This window comes from Vibrio algivorus (assembly GCF_030161215.1).
In the GTDB taxonomy this organism is placed as follows: domain Bacteria; phylum Pseudomonadota; class Gammaproteobacteria; order Enterobacterales; family Vibrionaceae; genus Vibrio; species Vibrio algivorus.
Window position 1 is genome coordinate 767327 of record NZ_BSPV01000003.1, and the last position, 17263, is coordinate 784589.

Consider the following 17263-nt stretch of genomic DNA (forward strand, 5'->3'; position numbering starts at 1 on the left):
AATGGGTCTAGGTAAGAATAATAACCATCGTTTAACGACACCTAGTCATGTGGTTTTTACTCAACTAGTGACTCAGCATGGTCAAGACGCCGTTATTTCGGAGCGCCACACAACCCCTTTAGTCACAGGGAAATTTTTATCTTATCAATCCCCTACTGGCTTCATATTACATGGTGGGAAAACGGATGAGTGGATGGCAATGAATACCATGTCGAGTACCCCTGCAAGTGTCATTTTCACCTTATTATTGGAAGGAGAGCTAGCATTTGGTTATGACAATCAAGCCTTTCATCTTTCTTCTCAATCCTCTCAAACTCAAAACGGTATTGGATTAGTCGTCAATTTAAAGCAAGAATCTACCTTTCATCGACGCATTAATGAACATAATCATATAGAAAAATTGAATATTATTCTCGAACCGAAATGGTTCAAACAACGAGTTAATTCAATTGGAGCATCTCAATTAAATCATTTTTTATCACAACATTTGGCCCATCAATCATTTCAATTAACCGACGAAATCATAGAGGCCGCTCAACGCTTAATTTCGACCTCACCACCTAAAGCTTTCTTACCTTTGCAACAGTTTGACTTGCAAGCTCAAATGTTAATTCAACAACTATTTGAAGTAATGATTCCGCAATTGAATAAACAAAGTTCTCATACTTCAAACCTTCCTGTTGCACATAATTTTCAAGATGAGATGAAATCCATTCTTCACTACATTAATGCACACTTAAATGAGGAACTTTGCTTAGATAAAATTGCTAAAAATTGCGCATTAAGTGTAAGCAGCTTACAAACTAAATTTAAACAACAATTAGGTTTAACAGTTTTAAGTTATGTACGACAGAAAAGATTAGAGTTTGCAAAACAGCAGCTAAAGCTGACTGATTGTACAGTGACCCAAGCCGCTTATGATGCTCAATATCATCACCCTGCTAATTTTACAATTGCCTTTAAAAAAATGTTTGGTTTAACACCTAATCAATGGGTAGATAAGATCCGTAAAGACCCTTTAGATAAACAATTATAAACGTAGATTTCATCAAGATACCTTGCTATTAATATATGCGTATACAAACTATTAGTTAACTACAACTCTATTAAAGAGATATCTATGACCACACTACTACAAGTTCATTTTTCTTTTGAAGGTCCATTTGGCCATGACATGTCTGACGCGCTCCAAGACTTAGCGGAATCAATTAATCAAGAGCCAGGTTTTATCAGTAAAATTTGGACTGAAAATCAAGAACAAAAAGAAGCCGGCGGAATATACTTATTTGAAGATAAAGCTTCTGCACAAGCTTATTTAGATATGCACTCAGCTCGCCTAAAAAAATTTGGCGTACAAAAAGTTCACGCGAAATTTTTTAACGTAAATAAGAAGCTATCGCACATCAATAAAGGTTTATAAACCACAACCCTAAGCATCACTTCGCTACCCTAGTTAATGAAATACAACAATAGACAGCAGCGAAGTGATTTTTATTTGTAGTTGGCAATCCAAACGGTTTGATAGGGTTTTAATTCTATCGAAGCTAAAGATTCTGTGATTTCTTGTCCACTTAATAGATCTTTCCAATTATCAGTTTGGATCAAGTTCATATCAGCTAAGTTTAATATCTGAGTCTCAAGGCTAATATTACTGACACAGAAAATGCTTTGCCTTCTATCCATGCTTTGACGCCAGAAACCAAATAGCTGTCCACCTAGATGTAGTGTAAATTGCACCGCGTTGGGATGGAAAGCGGCTTGCTCAGTTCGCAGCTCGATTAAATGCATCAAGCGTTTTAATACCTGATGATGTTGAGTATGTGGTTGGGACAGTAGATCTTGCAGTTGCGAGAATTCCCAGCGATGACGGTTAATCGAGCGATTTTGATTGGTGTTCTCCACTTTATCGTAATCATTTCCCGTACCAAGCAAGCTGTGAATATAGATCCCCGGAATGCCCTCCATTGCCAACATGATCGCATGCGCGCAAATAAAGCGGTCGATACCATACTTATCAGGCCCTGCTTGCGTACCCTGCAGGGCATCAAATAAGGCGATATTAATTTCATAGGGCTTACGATCACCATTTTCTGTAGTACGCCATGACACCAAACCACCGAACGATTGCATGGTATTGACTAATACGTTAATTTCATTTTCTTGTAATAACCCTTCTGCTGGCCTAAGCCCGATTCCATCGTGTGAGGCAATAAAGTTAAAGTAAGTCGTACCTTGCTGTGCGGGAGGCATTCCCATCATCCAACGTTTAAGATGATCGCCGTTGCCGGTAATTAATGTATTCACCAGTAGCGGCGGCAACGAGAAGTTATATATGGCGTGCGCTTCATTGGCATTGCCGAAATAAGTCAGGTTTTCATGGTTAGGGATGTTGGTTTCAGTAATAATGATCGCTTGCGGGCAGGCTTGTTCAATCAAACTGCGTAATAGACGGATCACTTCATGGGTTTGATCGAGGTTGATACAGCTCGTGCCAAGTTCTTTCCATAAAAAGGCCACTGCATCGAGCCTAAAGGTGCGGATACCATGATCGATATATTGACGAATGATCTCGACAAAGGCTTTTAATACTTCTGGGTTACGGAAATCAAAATCGACTTGATCATGACTAAAAGTACACCAAACATATTGGGTACCCTGCGCGGTTTCCACTTCTTTGAGTAAATCAGAGGTTCTGGGCCGCACTACTTGTTTGGTATCAATATCGGGTGCAGCGGTATAAAAATAATCATGACCAATACCTTCGCTCTTCATGAAATTTTGAAACCAAGCACTCCTTGCTGAACAGTGGTTAATCACTAAATCTGACATCAAATTAAACTCACTGGAAATCGCTTCAATATCTACCCAGTCGCCCAAGCCTTCATTGACACTCGAATAATCAATCACCGAGAAACCATCATCTGAGCTATATGGGAAAAAAGGCAGAATATGCACGCCATTGATGTGAGGCTGACAATATTGATTGAGAAAGGATTTTAAGGTTTTCAGAGGCGTTTCACCGCTTTGCAGCAAGCTATCGCCGTAGGTGATCATGATGGTATCTTTCTCAGTCCACAGAGATTGCGATACCGCCATTGGCATAGCAGTTTCTAAATTAGGAGATAGACGCATGGTACTTATTAGTTGATTGGCTAATGTTTTATGCTCAATTGGTAATTCTATACCTTGGTAGATCACGTCTAAATGATGGCAAATTTTATCCGCTAATAGATTTGATGATGTCATACTTAGCCCCCGAATTCTTGTTGATCTAATTCTACCGCCTCTTTTAATCGTTCCATGACATCAGGCATGGCACTGACGACGCGGTTCCAACTCGGAATAAATGGCGTTTCCATAGGGTTATCTAAAAAGCTTTGCCCTGCGGTCATAATATTTTGGGCAAACATTTCAACCGCTTTCTCTTCCAGATGAACATCCAACGTTAACCCATTCATTAAGGCATCGTTGTGGTAGGCTTCAACAAAATCGAGCGCAATGCGGTAGTAAGTGGCTTTAAGTGAACGAAAGCCTTCGGTATTAAAGGTTTCGCCTTGGGTCGCCAGTTTACGAAATAGAGATTTGGTAATATCGATCGACATTTTAGATAATCCACCATCAGTGGAATCTAAAGATAAATCTTGATGCTTGTGATCGTAAGTTTTAGCGATATCAACCTGGCATAGACGATTGCTAGCATAGTTACGATGCATTTCTGACAACACACCGATTTCTAATCCCCAATCGCTTGGGATACGAATATCACTCAGTACATCTCGGCGGAATGAAAACTCACCTGCTAATGAGTATTTAAAGCTATCCATATAATCAAGATAGGCATTTTGGTCGGTCACTCGTTTAAGCGCTTTTAATAATGGCGTCACCAATAAACGTGCCACTCGGCCATTCATTTTTCCATTGGCGACTCGTGCGTAGTAGCCTTTACAAAATTCATAATTAAAACGCGGATTGGCAACGGGGTAAATCAAACGTGCCAATAAATCACGTTTATAAGTGACAATGTCACAGTCATGCAGTGCAACTGATTCAGCTTTCCCTGTAGCCAGAACATAACCCATGCAATACCAGACATTACGGCCTTTCCCTAGCTCTTTAGGGGCTAAACCTAACGCTGCTAATTCTTTATCTAGAGCTTGTAAACGAGGCCCATCATTCCACAAAACGCGGTGATGCTGAGGTAAATCTTTAAAGAAAGATAAAGCATGTTTATATTGCGCTTCATCAGCTCTATCTAGGCCAATTACTATCTGAGATAAGTATGGAACGCTCTTTAATTCTTCGACAATTTTTGGAAGCGCCTCGCCTTCTAACTCTGAAAATAAAGAAGGTAGAATCAATCCCATGGAACGTTGGTCGGCAAATGACATGAGCTCTGCTTCCAATTCTTCCACTGGCCGTTCAGACAAGTTGTGTAATGTTGTCACGATACCGTTTTGATAAAAGTCAGCCATGATGCCTCCTGCATTCCATGCGAAATTAAAGTCTGTTTATACCCGTAGTACTTGAAGCTGCAGCTTTGTTGTCGGCGTTCATTCTCCCCAATCACATAGACAAGCTATTCTCATGGGGCTTCATTCACTTGTCGCCTCACTGCAACTCCAATTGCTTTGGGTATATATTCTTCATACTTGGGTATATTTATATTACTGATTCAGTTCTAAGATTTTACTCATACACTCTGCCCAGCCCGTTGGGCCATAACTATCACTATCAATTACCCCTTGTTCACGAGAAAGAATCGGAAAGTCATGATGCTCTGAACGAATACGAACAGCGATATCCGCTGATTCGAGCATGCTGATATCATTACCGCTATCCCCTAGCGCGATACTAAACCAATCTTTCTGTTGTCCTGTTTGTTGTAAAAGATCTCTCTGATAAACATTCATAAGCCACTCCATTGCGATGCCCTTTTGAGCGCAGCCGCCGATGTGTAAAAAGCGGCCGCCTTTTAATACTGTTGCACCACACTGCTGCATAAACTCGATAAAGCACTGTTCTTGTTCAACGCTGCCATGCCAGCTAATCGGCTCACTATAGTTACGTTGCAATGCACGTTGTGCTTCTTTTTCAGTTAAGCCCGTTAGCTCCGCAACTTCAGTTGCCGACATCTCGGTCATCAAACTAAAGCATCCTTCAAATTGGCGTTTAGCTTGTTCAATAGATGCTTGCCAGTGACTACGTGGCTGAGTAAAGGATTTTTGCCAATAGTCTTGAATCGATTCAGTACCTTCAGGCTGAGACATTAGTATCGTTTTAGGAATAAACACCGCAGCTCCATTCTCAATAATGAAAGGAGTATTTAAACCTAACTTAGGCATGATGAATTGCAGTTCGGAAAAGGTTTTGCTAGTGGTTGGAATAACATCAACACTACGCTGAGTTAACTTGTTGAGAACAGGAACAACGGCATCAATACTGTAATCATTATGATCAAGTAAGGTGCCGTCTAAGTCGCTAAAGATAATGAGTTGCTGGTCGAGTTTACGCATTAAACGTCTCTGACTTTACAAGCAAGTCAACTTTAGCCCCTGCCTGCTTATTTGCATCAATATGGTGCACAACAACCGGCATACCATAAGGACTTGCACTATAAATGACCTTATGTTCATCCATTACGTCATTTAATGATGAAAAATATAATGATAACCACATAGTTGTTGCTCCTTGTGTTAAACACTTAATAAAAGTAATTCAAGAAGCGTGCCACTGGTATTTTAACCTTACAAATACAAAAATGGCCTGAACGTTTCCATTCAGGCCATTAAGTTTTTTGTAGTGCTGTTTATTTTCGAATTGCCATATCTTTGTTAGTCATTTTCACGCCCTTGATTTGTGCATATACCTTCTGCCCGATCTCAAGCTGTAAATCTTCATAGGCCCAAGCAGTAATATTGGCCCAAAGATAATGTTCAACCTCACTTTCACCTATCGCTAAACAAATCGAAACAGGCAACGCAGGGTCCGTCACTGGCGCGAGTTCTATAACTTGTGCAGGCAGGATGTTCCGAATCGATGTGTCTGTTGATTTTGATAAGGTTAACGATACATCGCTGGCGTGAATACGAATTCTAACGGATTCATCAACATTAGCGTCAATACCCGACATCCAAACACCACAACTTGGCGCAATTTCTACATACGTTAGTGCATAACGTTGGTGATGTTGCTTAATGACACCTTTAAATATCGTGCTCAAATCTGCTTCATCATGCCAAGGTTTAAATGCACTTGATGCCCACATCCTCTCTATATCGCCAGAATCAACTACTCTACCTGAATCCATTAATAGCATGTGGTCTGCTAGGTGAAGAATCTCATCCAGACTATGCGTAACATACAAAATTGGAATTTGAATCTCTTGCGCTAACGATTCTAAAAACGGCATTACTTCTTTTTTTCTCGGCAAATCTAAAGATGCTAATGGCTCATCCATCAACAATACTTTGGGCTCTGACAACAAGGCTCTCGCTATCGCACAGCGTTGTTTTTCGCCACCCGATAAATCAGCTGGATAACGATCCAATAATTCAGATAACCCTAAAAGATCAACCACTTGATTAAAGTTACGCGGTAACTCACTCTTGCCCAAATAAGCCTGATTTTTAACACCATAGAGTAAATTGCCTTTCACTTTATAGTGAGGAAATAACCGAGATTCCTGAAACACATAACCTATATCTCGTTTTTCAATGGCAAGGTTGATAGCTTGTTGTGAGTCAAACAATACTCGTTGGTTAATACTTATCGATCCAGAATCTGGATTTTTCAATCCACTAATGGCATTGATGATACTGGTTTTTCCTGCGCCTGAACGGCCAAAAATAGCGGTAATTCCAGAACTCGGTACCTGAGCTTGGATATCTAACTCAAAGTCAGGAAAACGCTGCTTAAAATTTAAATCAATCATGCTTGGCCTCCATTCTTGGAGGTACGAGTACTGTAAGCACTAGAAACGCCTAGTCTTTTCTGTGTTTTTTGAGTTAACCATTCAGAGCAAAGCAAAGATAACAACGCAATCACTATCGAAATAACACATAGACGAGCAGCTTGAAACTCCGCACCGGGCGTTTGGATAAAGTTGTACATCGCCAATGGCAAAGTTTGTGTTTGATTAGGAATGTTCGCCACAAAGCTGATCGTGGCGCCAAACTCCCCTAAACTACGAGCAAATGATAGCATCGCACCGGTGATCACCCCCGGTAATACCAACGGCAACGTGATTGTCATGAATACTCGAAATGGCGATGCTCCAAGCGTTCTAGCAGCTTGTTCGAGTTTAGGATCAACATTCATAAGACTTAATCGAATCGAGCGCACCATTAACGGTAAAGCCACGACTGCCGATGCCAATGCGGCACCTTTCCAGTTAAAACTAAACACTAAACCAAAGGTATCGAACAACCATTCCCCAATAACGCCCTTTCTACCCATGGTTAAAAGGAGCATATAACCAATCACAACCGGAGGAAGAACTAAAGGGAGGTGAATCAAACTATCGAGTAACTTTTTACCCCAAAATTCCTTGGTAACAAGCAGCCAGGAAAAGAAAACCCCAACAGGCAGTAACCAGAGAACTGCGATTGAGGAAACTTTTAAGCTAAGTAATAAGGCGCTAATTTCGTAATCAGACAAGATCACTGGTTATCCTTCTATTGATTCTGAAGTAGTTAGCTCATGGGGCCACGAATTAATGAGCGACAAGCGGCGTAAACCCGTACTTTATAAATGTGTCGCTTGCTTGCTGGCTTTTTAAAAAGTTAAAGAAAGCTTGGCTCGTCGCTTTATCATTCAACGCGACCGCTGGATAAACAATCGGTGAATGGGTACTTTCTGGGAAAGTTTGAATAATGGAAACTTTTTTACTCATCAATGCATCGGTTTTATAAACAACACCAAATGGTGCCTCCCCACGTTCAACTAATGACATCGTTAAACGAACATTGCTGCTTGGGGCGATTTTAGAAGACAAAACTGACCATAAGCCCATATTTTCAAAGCTTTCTTTTGCATACATCCCTGCTGGAACACTTTGGGTTTCCCCTACTGCTAAGCGATGTTCGCCCAATAACTTGGGTAATTCTTTAAAAGTGCCCGCATCGACTTGCGCATTTTTTACCTCTTCAGAACCAATCAAAACTAGGCTATTACCTACCAGATCCATAACTTGATCGTTGGTCGTCATGCCTTTATCTTCAAGATAAGTCATCCATTTCGGGTTTGCTGAAATAAACACATCGGCCGGTGCACCTTGCTCGATTTGACGTGCTAAGGTGGATGAGCCGGCAAACACAGGTACTAATGTATCACCAGTTTCAGCTTGATACTTTTGCCCTAACTCTTTCATGACATCCGTCATTGATGATGCCGCATAAACATTAATGTCAGCCGCAAGCACTTGGAGTGATGAACACAAAGCCGATAAGCCTAAAGTGCAAAGTGCTAACTTTTTCATGAATGGTTTTTTCGTGAATATTTTTTTCATGGCAGTCTCTACGTTGGTGTTTATACCCAAGTAACTTCAAAATGCAGAATTCACTTGAGTATATTCATTATGGCTTAAAAATCTTAACATCACTTTATCTAGAAAATAGTTCCGGCCAAAGTAAGGCGAGATTTAAATCTTGCTCAATACTATCTGCTAAACGATCCAGCGATTTGATTTGCTGATGCTCACGGCTAGTAATTGGCTGCAAATCAATTCCCCATGCCCATTCAACAATATGTGTAAAGGCTTGTGGTGCGTCAAAGATACCGTGGCAATAAGTACCAAAGATCATACCATCATCCGATATAGCACCATCATATTTTTTACCACCTGAATCAGTGTTTATTGATATAGGTTGCTGTAAATCAACAAGCGTCTCACCTGCATGAATTTCATAACCAATAATAGGAGCGACTTTTCCTTCTATTAAAGATATAGTGCCTGTTACTTGTATTAATGATTTATGGGGTTTGAGTTCTGTTGTTATATCTAAATAACCTAGTCCATCGGCAGTCCCACTGGGTCCTTCAATGCCATCAGGATCTGCTATAGTTTTCCCCAACATTTGATAACCACCACAAATACCGACTAATTTACCGCCATAACGCAAATGCTTTTCAATCTCTTTGTGCCAGCCTTGTTGCTGTAAAAAATCCAGATCGGCACGTACAGATTTACTACCCGGTAAAATAATCAGATCTGCTCCCGTCAGACTTTGACCTTGATAACGAAACTGAAAATCAATCTCCGGATGATGTTTAAACATATCAAAATCAGTGTGATTACTCATGCGAGGTAAAACTGGCACAAATACAGTGAGCTTAGTTTGCTCATTTTTTGTTTGTTGGCTATCAACAGCGTCTTCTGCATCAAGCTCTAAACCATGTAAATACGGTAATACTCCAATCACTGGCTTACCTGTTTTTTGTTCTAACCAATCTAATCCTGGGTTTAACAGTTCAATATCGCCACGAAAACGGTTGATTACAAACCCAATCACCCGGTCTTGCTCTGATTGAGATAATAACGCAAGCGTGCCATACAAGTGCGCAAACACACCACCTCGATCAATATCTGCCACAATGATCACGGGAACATCGGCTTCTTCTGCAAACCCCATATTAGCAATATCATTTTCTCGCAGATTAATTTCTGCTGGACTTCCCGCACCTTCAATCAAGATACAATCAAACTTCTGATTCAGTTGGGCGAAAGAATCTAACACGTAAGGCATGGTGTAATTTTTATAAGATAGGTTGCCCAAAATTGCTTCTGTTGGTAGCGCTTTACCTTGTACGATAATCTGCGCTTTCATATCAGTATTGGGTTTTAAGAGAATGGGATTCATGTGGACACTAGGCTCAACACCACAAGCAAAAGCTTGTAATGCTTGTGCTCGACCAATTTCCCCTCCATCTTTTGTTACCGCACTATTCAATGCCATATTTTGAGATTTAAATGGGGCAACTGAAATGCCTTTGCGCATCAACACGCGACATAGCCCTGCCACCAGCACGCTTTTTCCTGCATCGGAAGTTGTACCCTGTACCATTAACGCTTGCATCGGTTTTAACATAGTAGATCCGCCAGTGCTTAAGATTGATAAAGTTCTAGTGGTAGACCATCAGGATCTTTAAAGAAGGTAAAGTGTTTGCCGGTAAGCTCATCCATTCGGATCGGTTCACACACCACATTATGTGACTCAAGATAAGCAATACATTGCTCGATATCATCGACAGAAAAAGCTAAATGACGTAACCCACAAGCTTCAGGATAGTCAACTCGTGTTGGTGGGTTAGGAAAAGAAAACAGTTCTATTTGAGTGGTAGAAGAAACTTGTAAATCTAACTTATAAGAATCACGCGTTTCACGATAAGTTTCTTCTATGATCTTAAATTGCAAAACTTCCGAATAGAAATGCTTAGACTTTAAATAGTCAGAGCAAATAATCGCAATATGATCAATTTGATTAAACATTTCATTTCCTCATAAATAGCACAGATAGAAAAAAGCCCCCAACTCTGGAGGCTTTAGAACTCGTCATCACAAGTAATAATGAAATACAGTGATTACTTGCTCGCGTCTAATGAAACTTTAGGTTGAACAAATTCACGGCTAACATCGACAATCGCTACATCACGGAAGAAACTACGACCGAGTAACAATCCAAAATCCATGTGAGTACGATCCGCTAGCGTAAATGGGGTTTTTACTTTTAAGTCACCGACTTTGATCCAGCCTTCAACCACATAACGTTCAAACGTTTCATCTGAACTTGATTGACGAATAAATTTAGTTGATATCACTGGTAGCTCTAATTCTTTTGATTCTTTACCATCATGAGCAAGTTTGAACTTCACCCATTTTTTTCCATCACGCTCAAAAGCAACGATATCAATCGCACTGACTGAGGACGTTGTTGCACCAGTATCGATACGTGCAACCACATTGACATCTAAACCTTCAATATGAACCCACTCTTTTTGACCTAAAATTAATTTGCCGTCAGCATTTTTTTCACCAACAGAAACCGTTTCAGGTGCTTTTGGTTGCTTTGGCTTCACCGTCGGCATTGGCTTAGGTTTCACATTTGGGTGTTTCTCCATAGGCGAAAGCTCTGACTCTGGCTTTTCTGCTGGCTGAGTCGTTGCCGCATTTTCCGGTTGAGTCGTTTCAGCTTTGCTTGTATCTGGTTTATCTGCTGGTTGTTCAGGCGTTGTTGAACAACCAACCATAACAACAGACATTAGTGCAGGAAGAAAAAAGCCCCATTTTTTCATGTTTAATAACCTTTTATTTTTGTACATATGGCCTATTGAGCCAGAGTGTTTATCGCATTTGCTACATATTGTATGTCTTTTTCTTGCAAACCTGCAATATTAATACGGCCATCACCGACGCCATAAATTCCATACTCTTCACGCAATTGCGTCATTTGTTCAGGCGAAAAGCCTAACACAGTGAACATACCTTTGTGTGACTTTATAAACTCAAATTGATCATTTTTATGACTATTCAGTAATTCTTGACACAGCGCTTGCCTTAAACCAACTAAACGTTGTTGCATCTCAACTAATTCGGCCTTCCATTGCTGAGTCAGGTGCTCATTTTGCAATACCGTTTTCACTAATGCTGCTCCATGATCTGGCGGCATGGTATAAGTCGAACGAGCTAACGTCAGTAGTTTACCTTTAGCATTATTAGCTTCTTGTAAGTTTTTACCAATAACAATCGCCGCGCCAGTTCGTTCACGATATAGTCCAAAGTTTTTCGAACAAGATGTTGTAATCAACATTTCTTCTACATTATTAGCCATGTGTTGTAAGCCAACAATGTCTTGCGCTAAACCATCACCAAAACCTTGATAAGCAATATCCACAAACGGTGTGAAACCATTTCTCTGGGACAATTCTGTAATCGCTTTCCAATCATCTATGCTGATGTCTGCTCCTGTTGGGTTATGGCAGCAACCATGCAATAAAACCACATCTTTAGGCCCTGCTTGAGCAAGATCTGCAAGCATTCTAGTAGAATCCACCTGACGTGTTTCAGGATTGAAATAATGATAGAAACGCACTTTCAAACCGGCCGCTTCCATAACAGGACGGTGATTGACATAACTTGGGTTACTGATCCACACCGTAGTTTCTGGCTCTGCAATTTTCAATAGATCACCCAGCATTCTCAATGCTCCACTTGCACCTGGAGTTTGAATCGCCGAAACACGAGAATAAGCCGAAGTATCTTTAAGCAGTAGATCTACCATACATTGATTGAACTCTTCACAACCTGCTAAGCCAACATACGCTTTGGTCGTTTGTTCTTGAGCTTGTTGAGTTTGTGCCTGTTTAATAGCCGCCATTATGGGGGTTTGACCTTGGCTATTTTTATAGACACCAATGCCTAAATCTACTTTTTCTGGACGAGGATCGTTACGGTATGCCACGGATAATGACAATATAGGATCTTGCTGCGGAGCGGATAGATGAGAAAGCATGAATACACAACCCTGTGCTAATCAGTTAATAAAAATTTAAATTACCACCCACACAAAAAAAAATCGACGAGATTTTAAAACTCTCGTCGATATTCTAACTCTAATATCACTTAATGCTTGTTTTATCATCAAGTAGTGCGCTTTTCCGTCAAGTAATGCACAACTTGGTTACTGCTCCCTCGCCATTGCAAACTAGGATCAGCCAGTTCTTTTTCAAATTTACCATCTACCAAGACATCTATGTAATCCACGATTTCTTTTTGTGATTCTGTTAAATCAGCTAAGGTATAACCCGTCCACATCCAAATATCTTTGTCTGGGCACTCTAACTTCACTCGCTTAACGAGCTTTAATACCGCCGATAAATTCTGTGGATGCAGAGGGTCGCCGCCAGATAACGACAACCCACGACGAAATATTCGAGTATCCTGCAAGTCACGAATAATCGCATCTTCATTTTCTTGGGTAAACCTGATTCCAGAGTTCAACGACCATGTGCTTTGGTTATAACAGCCTTTGCATTGATGCACACATCCAGACACAAACAAAGTACAGCGAGTGCCGGGGCCATTAATAACATCAACAGAATAATACTGAGAAATGTTCATTCGCTTCCAAATTCAAAATAATACCAATCAAAGTAATTAGATGATTAGATAATTAATGCGATGGGTATAACACATCTAAAACAACAAACGCAGCTTAAGGGTTTATGCTGCGTCTTTTTGAAGTTAGTGAGTATAGTTATAAATGTTTCACGCGGCGCTTTACTTCTTCTTGCTTACCATCATTAAACGGTCTTGCATCTGGACTACCTAAATAACCACATACACGACGCGTTACTGACACTTTACTTGAATCGTGATTACCACATTTAGGACAAGTAAAGCCTTTGCTGGTACATTCAAATTCACCGGTATAACCACATTCATAACATTCATCAATTGGAGTATTGGTGCCATAGTAAGGCACGCGGCTATAGCTGTAATCCCAAACATTCTCTAGCGCTTCAATGTTGTGCTGCATATTAGGGAACTCGCCATAACAAATAAAACCACCACTTGAGATTCCAGGGTATGGCATCTCAAAATCGATTTTATCGTACGGTGTCACTTTCTTTTGTACATCTAAATGGAAGCTATTGGTGTAATAACCTTTATCCGTCACGCCTTCTATTACACCGAATTGTTTAGCATCTAAACGACAGAAACGATTACATAAGTTTTCACTTGGCGTACCATACAAACTAAATGCATATCCCGTTTCGCTTGCCCAAGCTTCAACATGCTGCTTCATAAAGTCGATGATCTTAAGTGCTTTTAAGCGCAGATTCTCATCATCGTAGACATGATTTTCGCTACCAAATAGTGCTGCAACCGTTTCATGTACACCGATATAACCTAATGAGATTGATGCACGACCATTTTTGAAAATCTCCGCAATGTTATCATCAGCATTTAAACGAACACCACATGCCCCTTCCATGTAAAGAATTGGGGCAACACGTGCTTTTACATTTTCTAAACGATGAATACGAGTATCTAATGCACGTCGAGCAAGTTTTAATTTAGTCTTCAATATTTCATAAAAACGCGTTTCATCACCTTGCGCCTCAATTGCAATACGAGGCAAGTTCAGGCTAACCACACCTAGGTTATTCCGGCCATCATGAATTAACTCACCATTTTCTTCATAAGTATTTAAGAAGCTGCGACATCCCATCGGTGTTTTGAATGAACCGGTCACTTCCACGACTTTATCGTAGTTCAGAATATCTGGGTACATACGCTTAGTCGCACACTCAAGTGCTAGCTGTTTAATGTCGTAGTTTGGATCACTTGGTTTATGGTTTAAACCATCACGAATTGCAAATACCAATTTAGGGAAAACCGCTGTTTTGCGATTTTTACCGAGACCGGCAATACGGTTACGTAAAATAGACTGTTGAATGAGTTTACTCGCCCAAGATTCCCCTAAGCCAAAACCAAAGGTAACAAATGGAGTTTGCCCATTTGCGGTATGCAAGGTGTTCACTTCATATTCCAAAGACTGAAACGCGTCATAACATTCTTTTTCTGTCTGAGTTCGAGCAAATTCTTGTGGATTAGGTATATCCCATTCTTGAGCGAGTTTTAATTGCTTTTGGTGACTTGCGAGCACGTAAGGCTCAAGAATCTCATCAATACGGTTAATCGTAGTACCACCATAAATGTGGCTAGCAACTTGCGCGATAATTTGCGCGGTAACAGCCGTGGCAGTAGAGATTGATTTCGGGGTATCAATTTCGGCATTACCCATTTTGAAACCGCGCGTTAACATACCTTCTAGGTCAATCAACATGCAGTTAAACATAGGGAAAAATGGAGCATAATCGAGATCGTGATAATGAATATCACCAGATTCGTGAGCATGAACGATATCACGTGGCAGAATATGTTGTTTCGCATAATGCTTAGCCACGATGCCCGCTAACAAATCACGCTGGGTTGGGATCACTTTGCCATCTTTATTAGCATTCTCATTGAGCAAGTCTGTGTTGTTCTGCTCAATAAGACCTTCAATTTCTTTATTTAGCGAACTGGTTTTCTCACGAGCAATATCTCTGTCATGACGATATTCAATATAATGGCGTGCTAGTGATTTGTATTCACCTTGCATCAAATAGTTTTCCACCATGGTTTGGATATCTTGAATATGAATACCATCAGGAAAGTCAGCTTGAGTCTCAGTTAAACGCTGCTCAACACAAGCGGCTAATTGCTCGGCATACTCCTTTAATTGTTCATCAGCTTTATTTGCTGCACTCAGTACTGCAGCCACGATTCTGTCTTGTTGAAACAAGGCTTGTGAGCCATCCCTTTTTATAACAATTAACTGACTCATCCTAACCTTGCCTCCTAAAAACAATCATGATATAGACAAAAATAAATCGAAAAACACAATATGTTGTGTCATTATCGATTTTCTTCGCTAAGCAATCTTGATCTAAATCAATAGATCTCGGAGGAATAAAAAGATCTTTTTTTGCAAGTCCTTTTGCTCACAAAATGAAAAATAATCTGTGCAATAAATGCTCATATTTATTTAACTATGTTAAATTTTAGGCTCATAGTGAAATGGTTATTAGAAACTTGTAAGAGACGATCTATAAATGAAAATACAATGGACATGGTTCACTTATCTTTGGCTTTTTAGTCTCGTTTCTCTACCTATTCCAGCAGCTTCATTAAAAGACGGTACTCTCAATATCGCGACATGGAACATAGAATGGCTGACCACGAACCCAAGCCACTCAATCAAAGAAAGTAAAAGAGATTCAGAAGACTTTTCTAGGCTCAACAACAAGTTTAATCAAATCTCACCAGCTATTCTTGCCTTTCAAGAAGTCGACTCTATAGAAGCAATTCAAAAAGTAGTTGGCCATGAATACCAAGTTTATTTATCCGATCGCGCTAAACCGCAATATTCCAATCTTCAGTTTCCCGATATCAACCAATATACTGGATTTGCAATATCTAAAAACTGGCTAATGGAAAACCAAGCAAACATTGTTGATCCTGAAGATATTTCACTACTACCGAATTCAAAACTGCGCTTTGCTGCCTATATTGTATTAAAACAGGCCAACCAACCTGATATACACTTATTGTCGGTACATTTAAAAAGTGGCTGCCCCACTAAGAAAAAACGTTCACGTTCTTGTCGACAATTATCTGAGCAAGCAGAGCAGCTAAATCAATGGTTAACAAGGCGAGTAAACCGTCAGGAAAGTTTCATTGTAATGGGCGATTTTAACCACAACCTAGCTTTTAAAGGCGACTGGATGTGGCAACAATTAACCTATGGATTGGATGACCAAGCAAAACTAGCAACTCAAATGACACCTGCGATCTGTCAAGTGAAATCAAACCGTAAGCCCAATCAACTCTATCGCTATCCTAGTCTAATTGACCACATCATTGTGAGCCAAGCCAACCATACACAAGGTACACAGCAGATAACCTTTACGAGACAAGAAGCTTTGAATGATCACTTAAGTGATCATTGTCCGGTGGTGAGTGAAGTGAAATTGTAGTTAAAGCTTCATCGGTTTAATTTTATCTACATGCTTAATGTCACTACCATTCCAGACCATTTCTGTGTGAGAACATTGAATAACATCCTGCACAACATAAGGGGTAGACAAAGCCCAACAAACTCCTTTATCCGATCGAACAGAATTATATTTAATGCCGGTCGTTTCAACCCTATTCATATAGATCTCTAGGCCAAATTTCTGAGCGGCTAGATAATTATCGGGATCGTATATTAAATCAGACATAGCCTTGTCGGTTATATCAACGCAGTTTGAATCATCAAAAGTAAACTTCAAAGTTCTAAAAATAATGCGGTCATATTTGAGACCAATAACATTACTCCAGTACTTTGCTTGGTGGAATTGAACTTCTCGTGTAGCGGTTTTTTCATCATCAGCAATATAAAGCATGCCGTGTTGGCCATTAGCAAAGCGTGAGCCATCTCGATTGATATGGGTAAAGGCTGCGATGGCGTAACTGCGGCCTCTTTTACAATGAAATGGAATTTCCTTTTGATCTAAAAGCGACATATCCCCAAGCTCATTAGCAAGGCGTGGATTGGTTAATGCTTGCAGTTCATACAATGCTGCAAATTCATCCTCATTCGCAACATCATCAAAAAGGTTAATCGTTGGGTATTTAGATGGAATAAGACGAAAACCTTGAACGACAGAAGTCACG

At 40.2% G+C, this 17263-nt stretch carries 17 protein-coding genes; 3 read left to right on the top strand and 14 right to left on the bottom strand.

Features of this window, described 5'->3' with window-relative positions:
• Window position 1: 1 nt before the first annotated feature.
• Both QQJ93_RS05265 and QQJ93_RS05270 read left to right on the top strand, forming a co-directional pair.
• Entirely contained in the window at window positions 2-1036 is a 1035-nt protein-coding gene (locus QQJ93_RS05265) for a helix-turn-helix transcriptional regulator (RefSeq protein ID WP_160117516.1), read from the top strand.
• An 84-nt stretch (window positions 1037-1120) separates the two neighbouring features.
• Window positions 1121-1420 (top strand): monooxygenase, encoded by a 300-nt coding sequence (locus QQJ93_RS05270; RefSeq protein ID WP_089124434.1) that lies wholly within the window; start codon window positions 1121-1123, stop codon window positions 1418-1420.
• Between the two features lie 71 nt (window positions 1421-1491).
• Here the strand turns inward: QQJ93_RS05270 and QQJ93_RS05275 are convergent, their stop codons facing one another.
• From QQJ93_RS05275 to nrdD, 13 genes are all read right to left on the bottom strand, one after another.
• The gene (locus QQJ93_RS05275) at window positions 1492-3246 is read right to left on the bottom strand and encodes a sugar phosphorylase (protein WP_089124435.1); all 1755 of its coding nucleotides are present in this window, start codon (window positions 3244-3246) and stop codon (window positions 1492-1494) included.
• A 2-nt stretch (window positions 3247-3248) separates the two neighbouring features.
• Window positions 3249-4472, bottom strand: a complete 1224-nt coding sequence (locus QQJ93_RS05280) for a glycosyltransferase family protein (RefSeq protein ID WP_089124436.1) — start codon at window positions 4470-4472, stop codon at window positions 3249-3251.
• 192 nt (window positions 4473-4664) lie between these two features.
• A complete protein-coding gene (locus QQJ93_RS05285; RefSeq protein WP_089124437.1) occupies window positions 4665-5513 on the bottom strand; it encodes an HAD-IIB family hydrolase in 849 nt (282 codons plus the stop codon).
• Window positions 5506-5676, bottom strand: coding sequence for a hypothetical protein (locus QQJ93_RS05290; protein WP_160117517.1), 171 nt, complete (start codon window positions 5674-5676; stop codon window positions 5506-5508). The genes QQJ93_RS05285 and QQJ93_RS05290 overlap by 8 nt, the downstream gene beginning before the upstream one ends.
• A gap of 130 nt (window positions 5677-5806) precedes the next feature.
• Window positions 5807-6931 carry a molybdenum ABC transporter ATP-binding protein ModC gene (modC, locus tag QQJ93_RS05295; protein WP_089124438.1) on the bottom strand — a complete coding sequence of 375 codons (1125 nt, stop codon included), beginning with the start codon at window positions 6929-6931 and terminating at the stop codon, window positions 5807-5809.
• Window positions 6928-7659 (bottom strand): molybdate ABC transporter permease subunit, encoded by a 732-nt coding sequence (gene modB / locus QQJ93_RS05300; RefSeq protein WP_089124564.1) that lies wholly within the window; start codon window positions 7657-7659, stop codon window positions 6928-6930. Before modB ends, modC begins: the two co-directional genes overlap by 4 nt.
• 52 nt (window positions 7660-7711) lie before the next feature.
• Window positions 7712-8506 (bottom strand): molybdate ABC transporter substrate-binding protein, encoded by a 795-nt coding sequence (gene modA / locus QQJ93_RS05305; RefSeq protein WP_284186040.1) that lies wholly within the window; start codon window positions 8504-8506, stop codon window positions 7712-7714.
• A gap of 94 nt (window positions 8507-8600) precedes the next feature.
• The gene (locus QQJ93_RS05310; protein WP_089124439.1) at window positions 8601-10085 is read right to left on the bottom strand and encodes a cobyric acid synthase; all 1485 of its coding nucleotides are present in this window, start codon (window positions 10083-10085) and stop codon (window positions 8601-8603) included.
• Window positions 10086-10102: 17 nt separating this feature from the next.
• Complete coding sequence (gloA2, locus tag QQJ93_RS05315) at window positions 10103-10486, bottom strand: SMU1112c/YaeR family gloxylase I-like metalloprotein (protein WP_089124440.1); 384 nt, start codon at window positions 10484-10486, stop codon at window positions 10103-10105.
• Window positions 10487-10578: 92 nt separating this feature from the next.
• A complete protein-coding gene (locus QQJ93_RS05320; RefSeq protein ID WP_089124441.1) occupies window positions 10579-11289 on the bottom strand; it encodes an ATP-dependent zinc protease family protein in 711 nt (236 codons plus the stop codon).
• A gap of 32 nt (window positions 11290-11321) precedes the next feature.
• Window positions 11322-12506: an amino acid aminotransferase gene (locus QQJ93_RS05325; protein WP_089124442.1), complete on the bottom strand. Its 1185-nt coding sequence runs from the start codon at window positions 12504-12506 to the stop codon at window positions 11322-11324.
• A 128-nt stretch (window positions 12507-12634) separates the two neighbouring features.
• On the bottom strand, window positions 12635-13114 hold the full coding sequence (gene nrdG / locus QQJ93_RS05330; protein WP_089124443.1) for an anaerobic ribonucleoside-triphosphate reductase-activating protein: 480 nt from the start codon (window positions 13112-13114) through the stop codon (window positions 12635-12637).
• A gap of 136 nt (window positions 13115-13250) precedes the next feature.
• On the bottom strand, window positions 13251-15389 hold the full coding sequence (gene nrdD / locus QQJ93_RS05335) for an anaerobic ribonucleoside-triphosphate reductase (protein ID WP_089124444.1): 2139 nt from the start codon (window positions 15387-15389) through the stop codon (window positions 13251-13253).
• 268 nt (window positions 15390-15657) lie between these two features.
• On the opposite strand from nrdD, the gene QQJ93_RS05340 reads away from it, so the two are divergent.
• Window positions 15658-16581 carry an endonuclease/exonuclease/phosphatase family protein gene (locus QQJ93_RS05340; RefSeq protein ID WP_089124445.1) on the top strand — a complete coding sequence of 308 codons (924 nt, stop codon included), beginning with the start codon at window positions 15658-15660 and terminating at the stop codon, window positions 16579-16581.
• Here QQJ93_RS05340 and QQJ93_RS05345 read toward each other — a convergent pair whose 3' ends face one another.
• Window positions 16582-17262 carry an RES family NAD+ phosphorylase gene (locus QQJ93_RS05345; protein ID WP_284186041.1) on the bottom strand — a complete coding sequence of 227 codons (681 nt, stop codon included), beginning with the start codon at window positions 17260-17262 and terminating at the stop codon, window positions 16582-16584.
• Window position 17263: the final 1 nt, after the last annotated feature.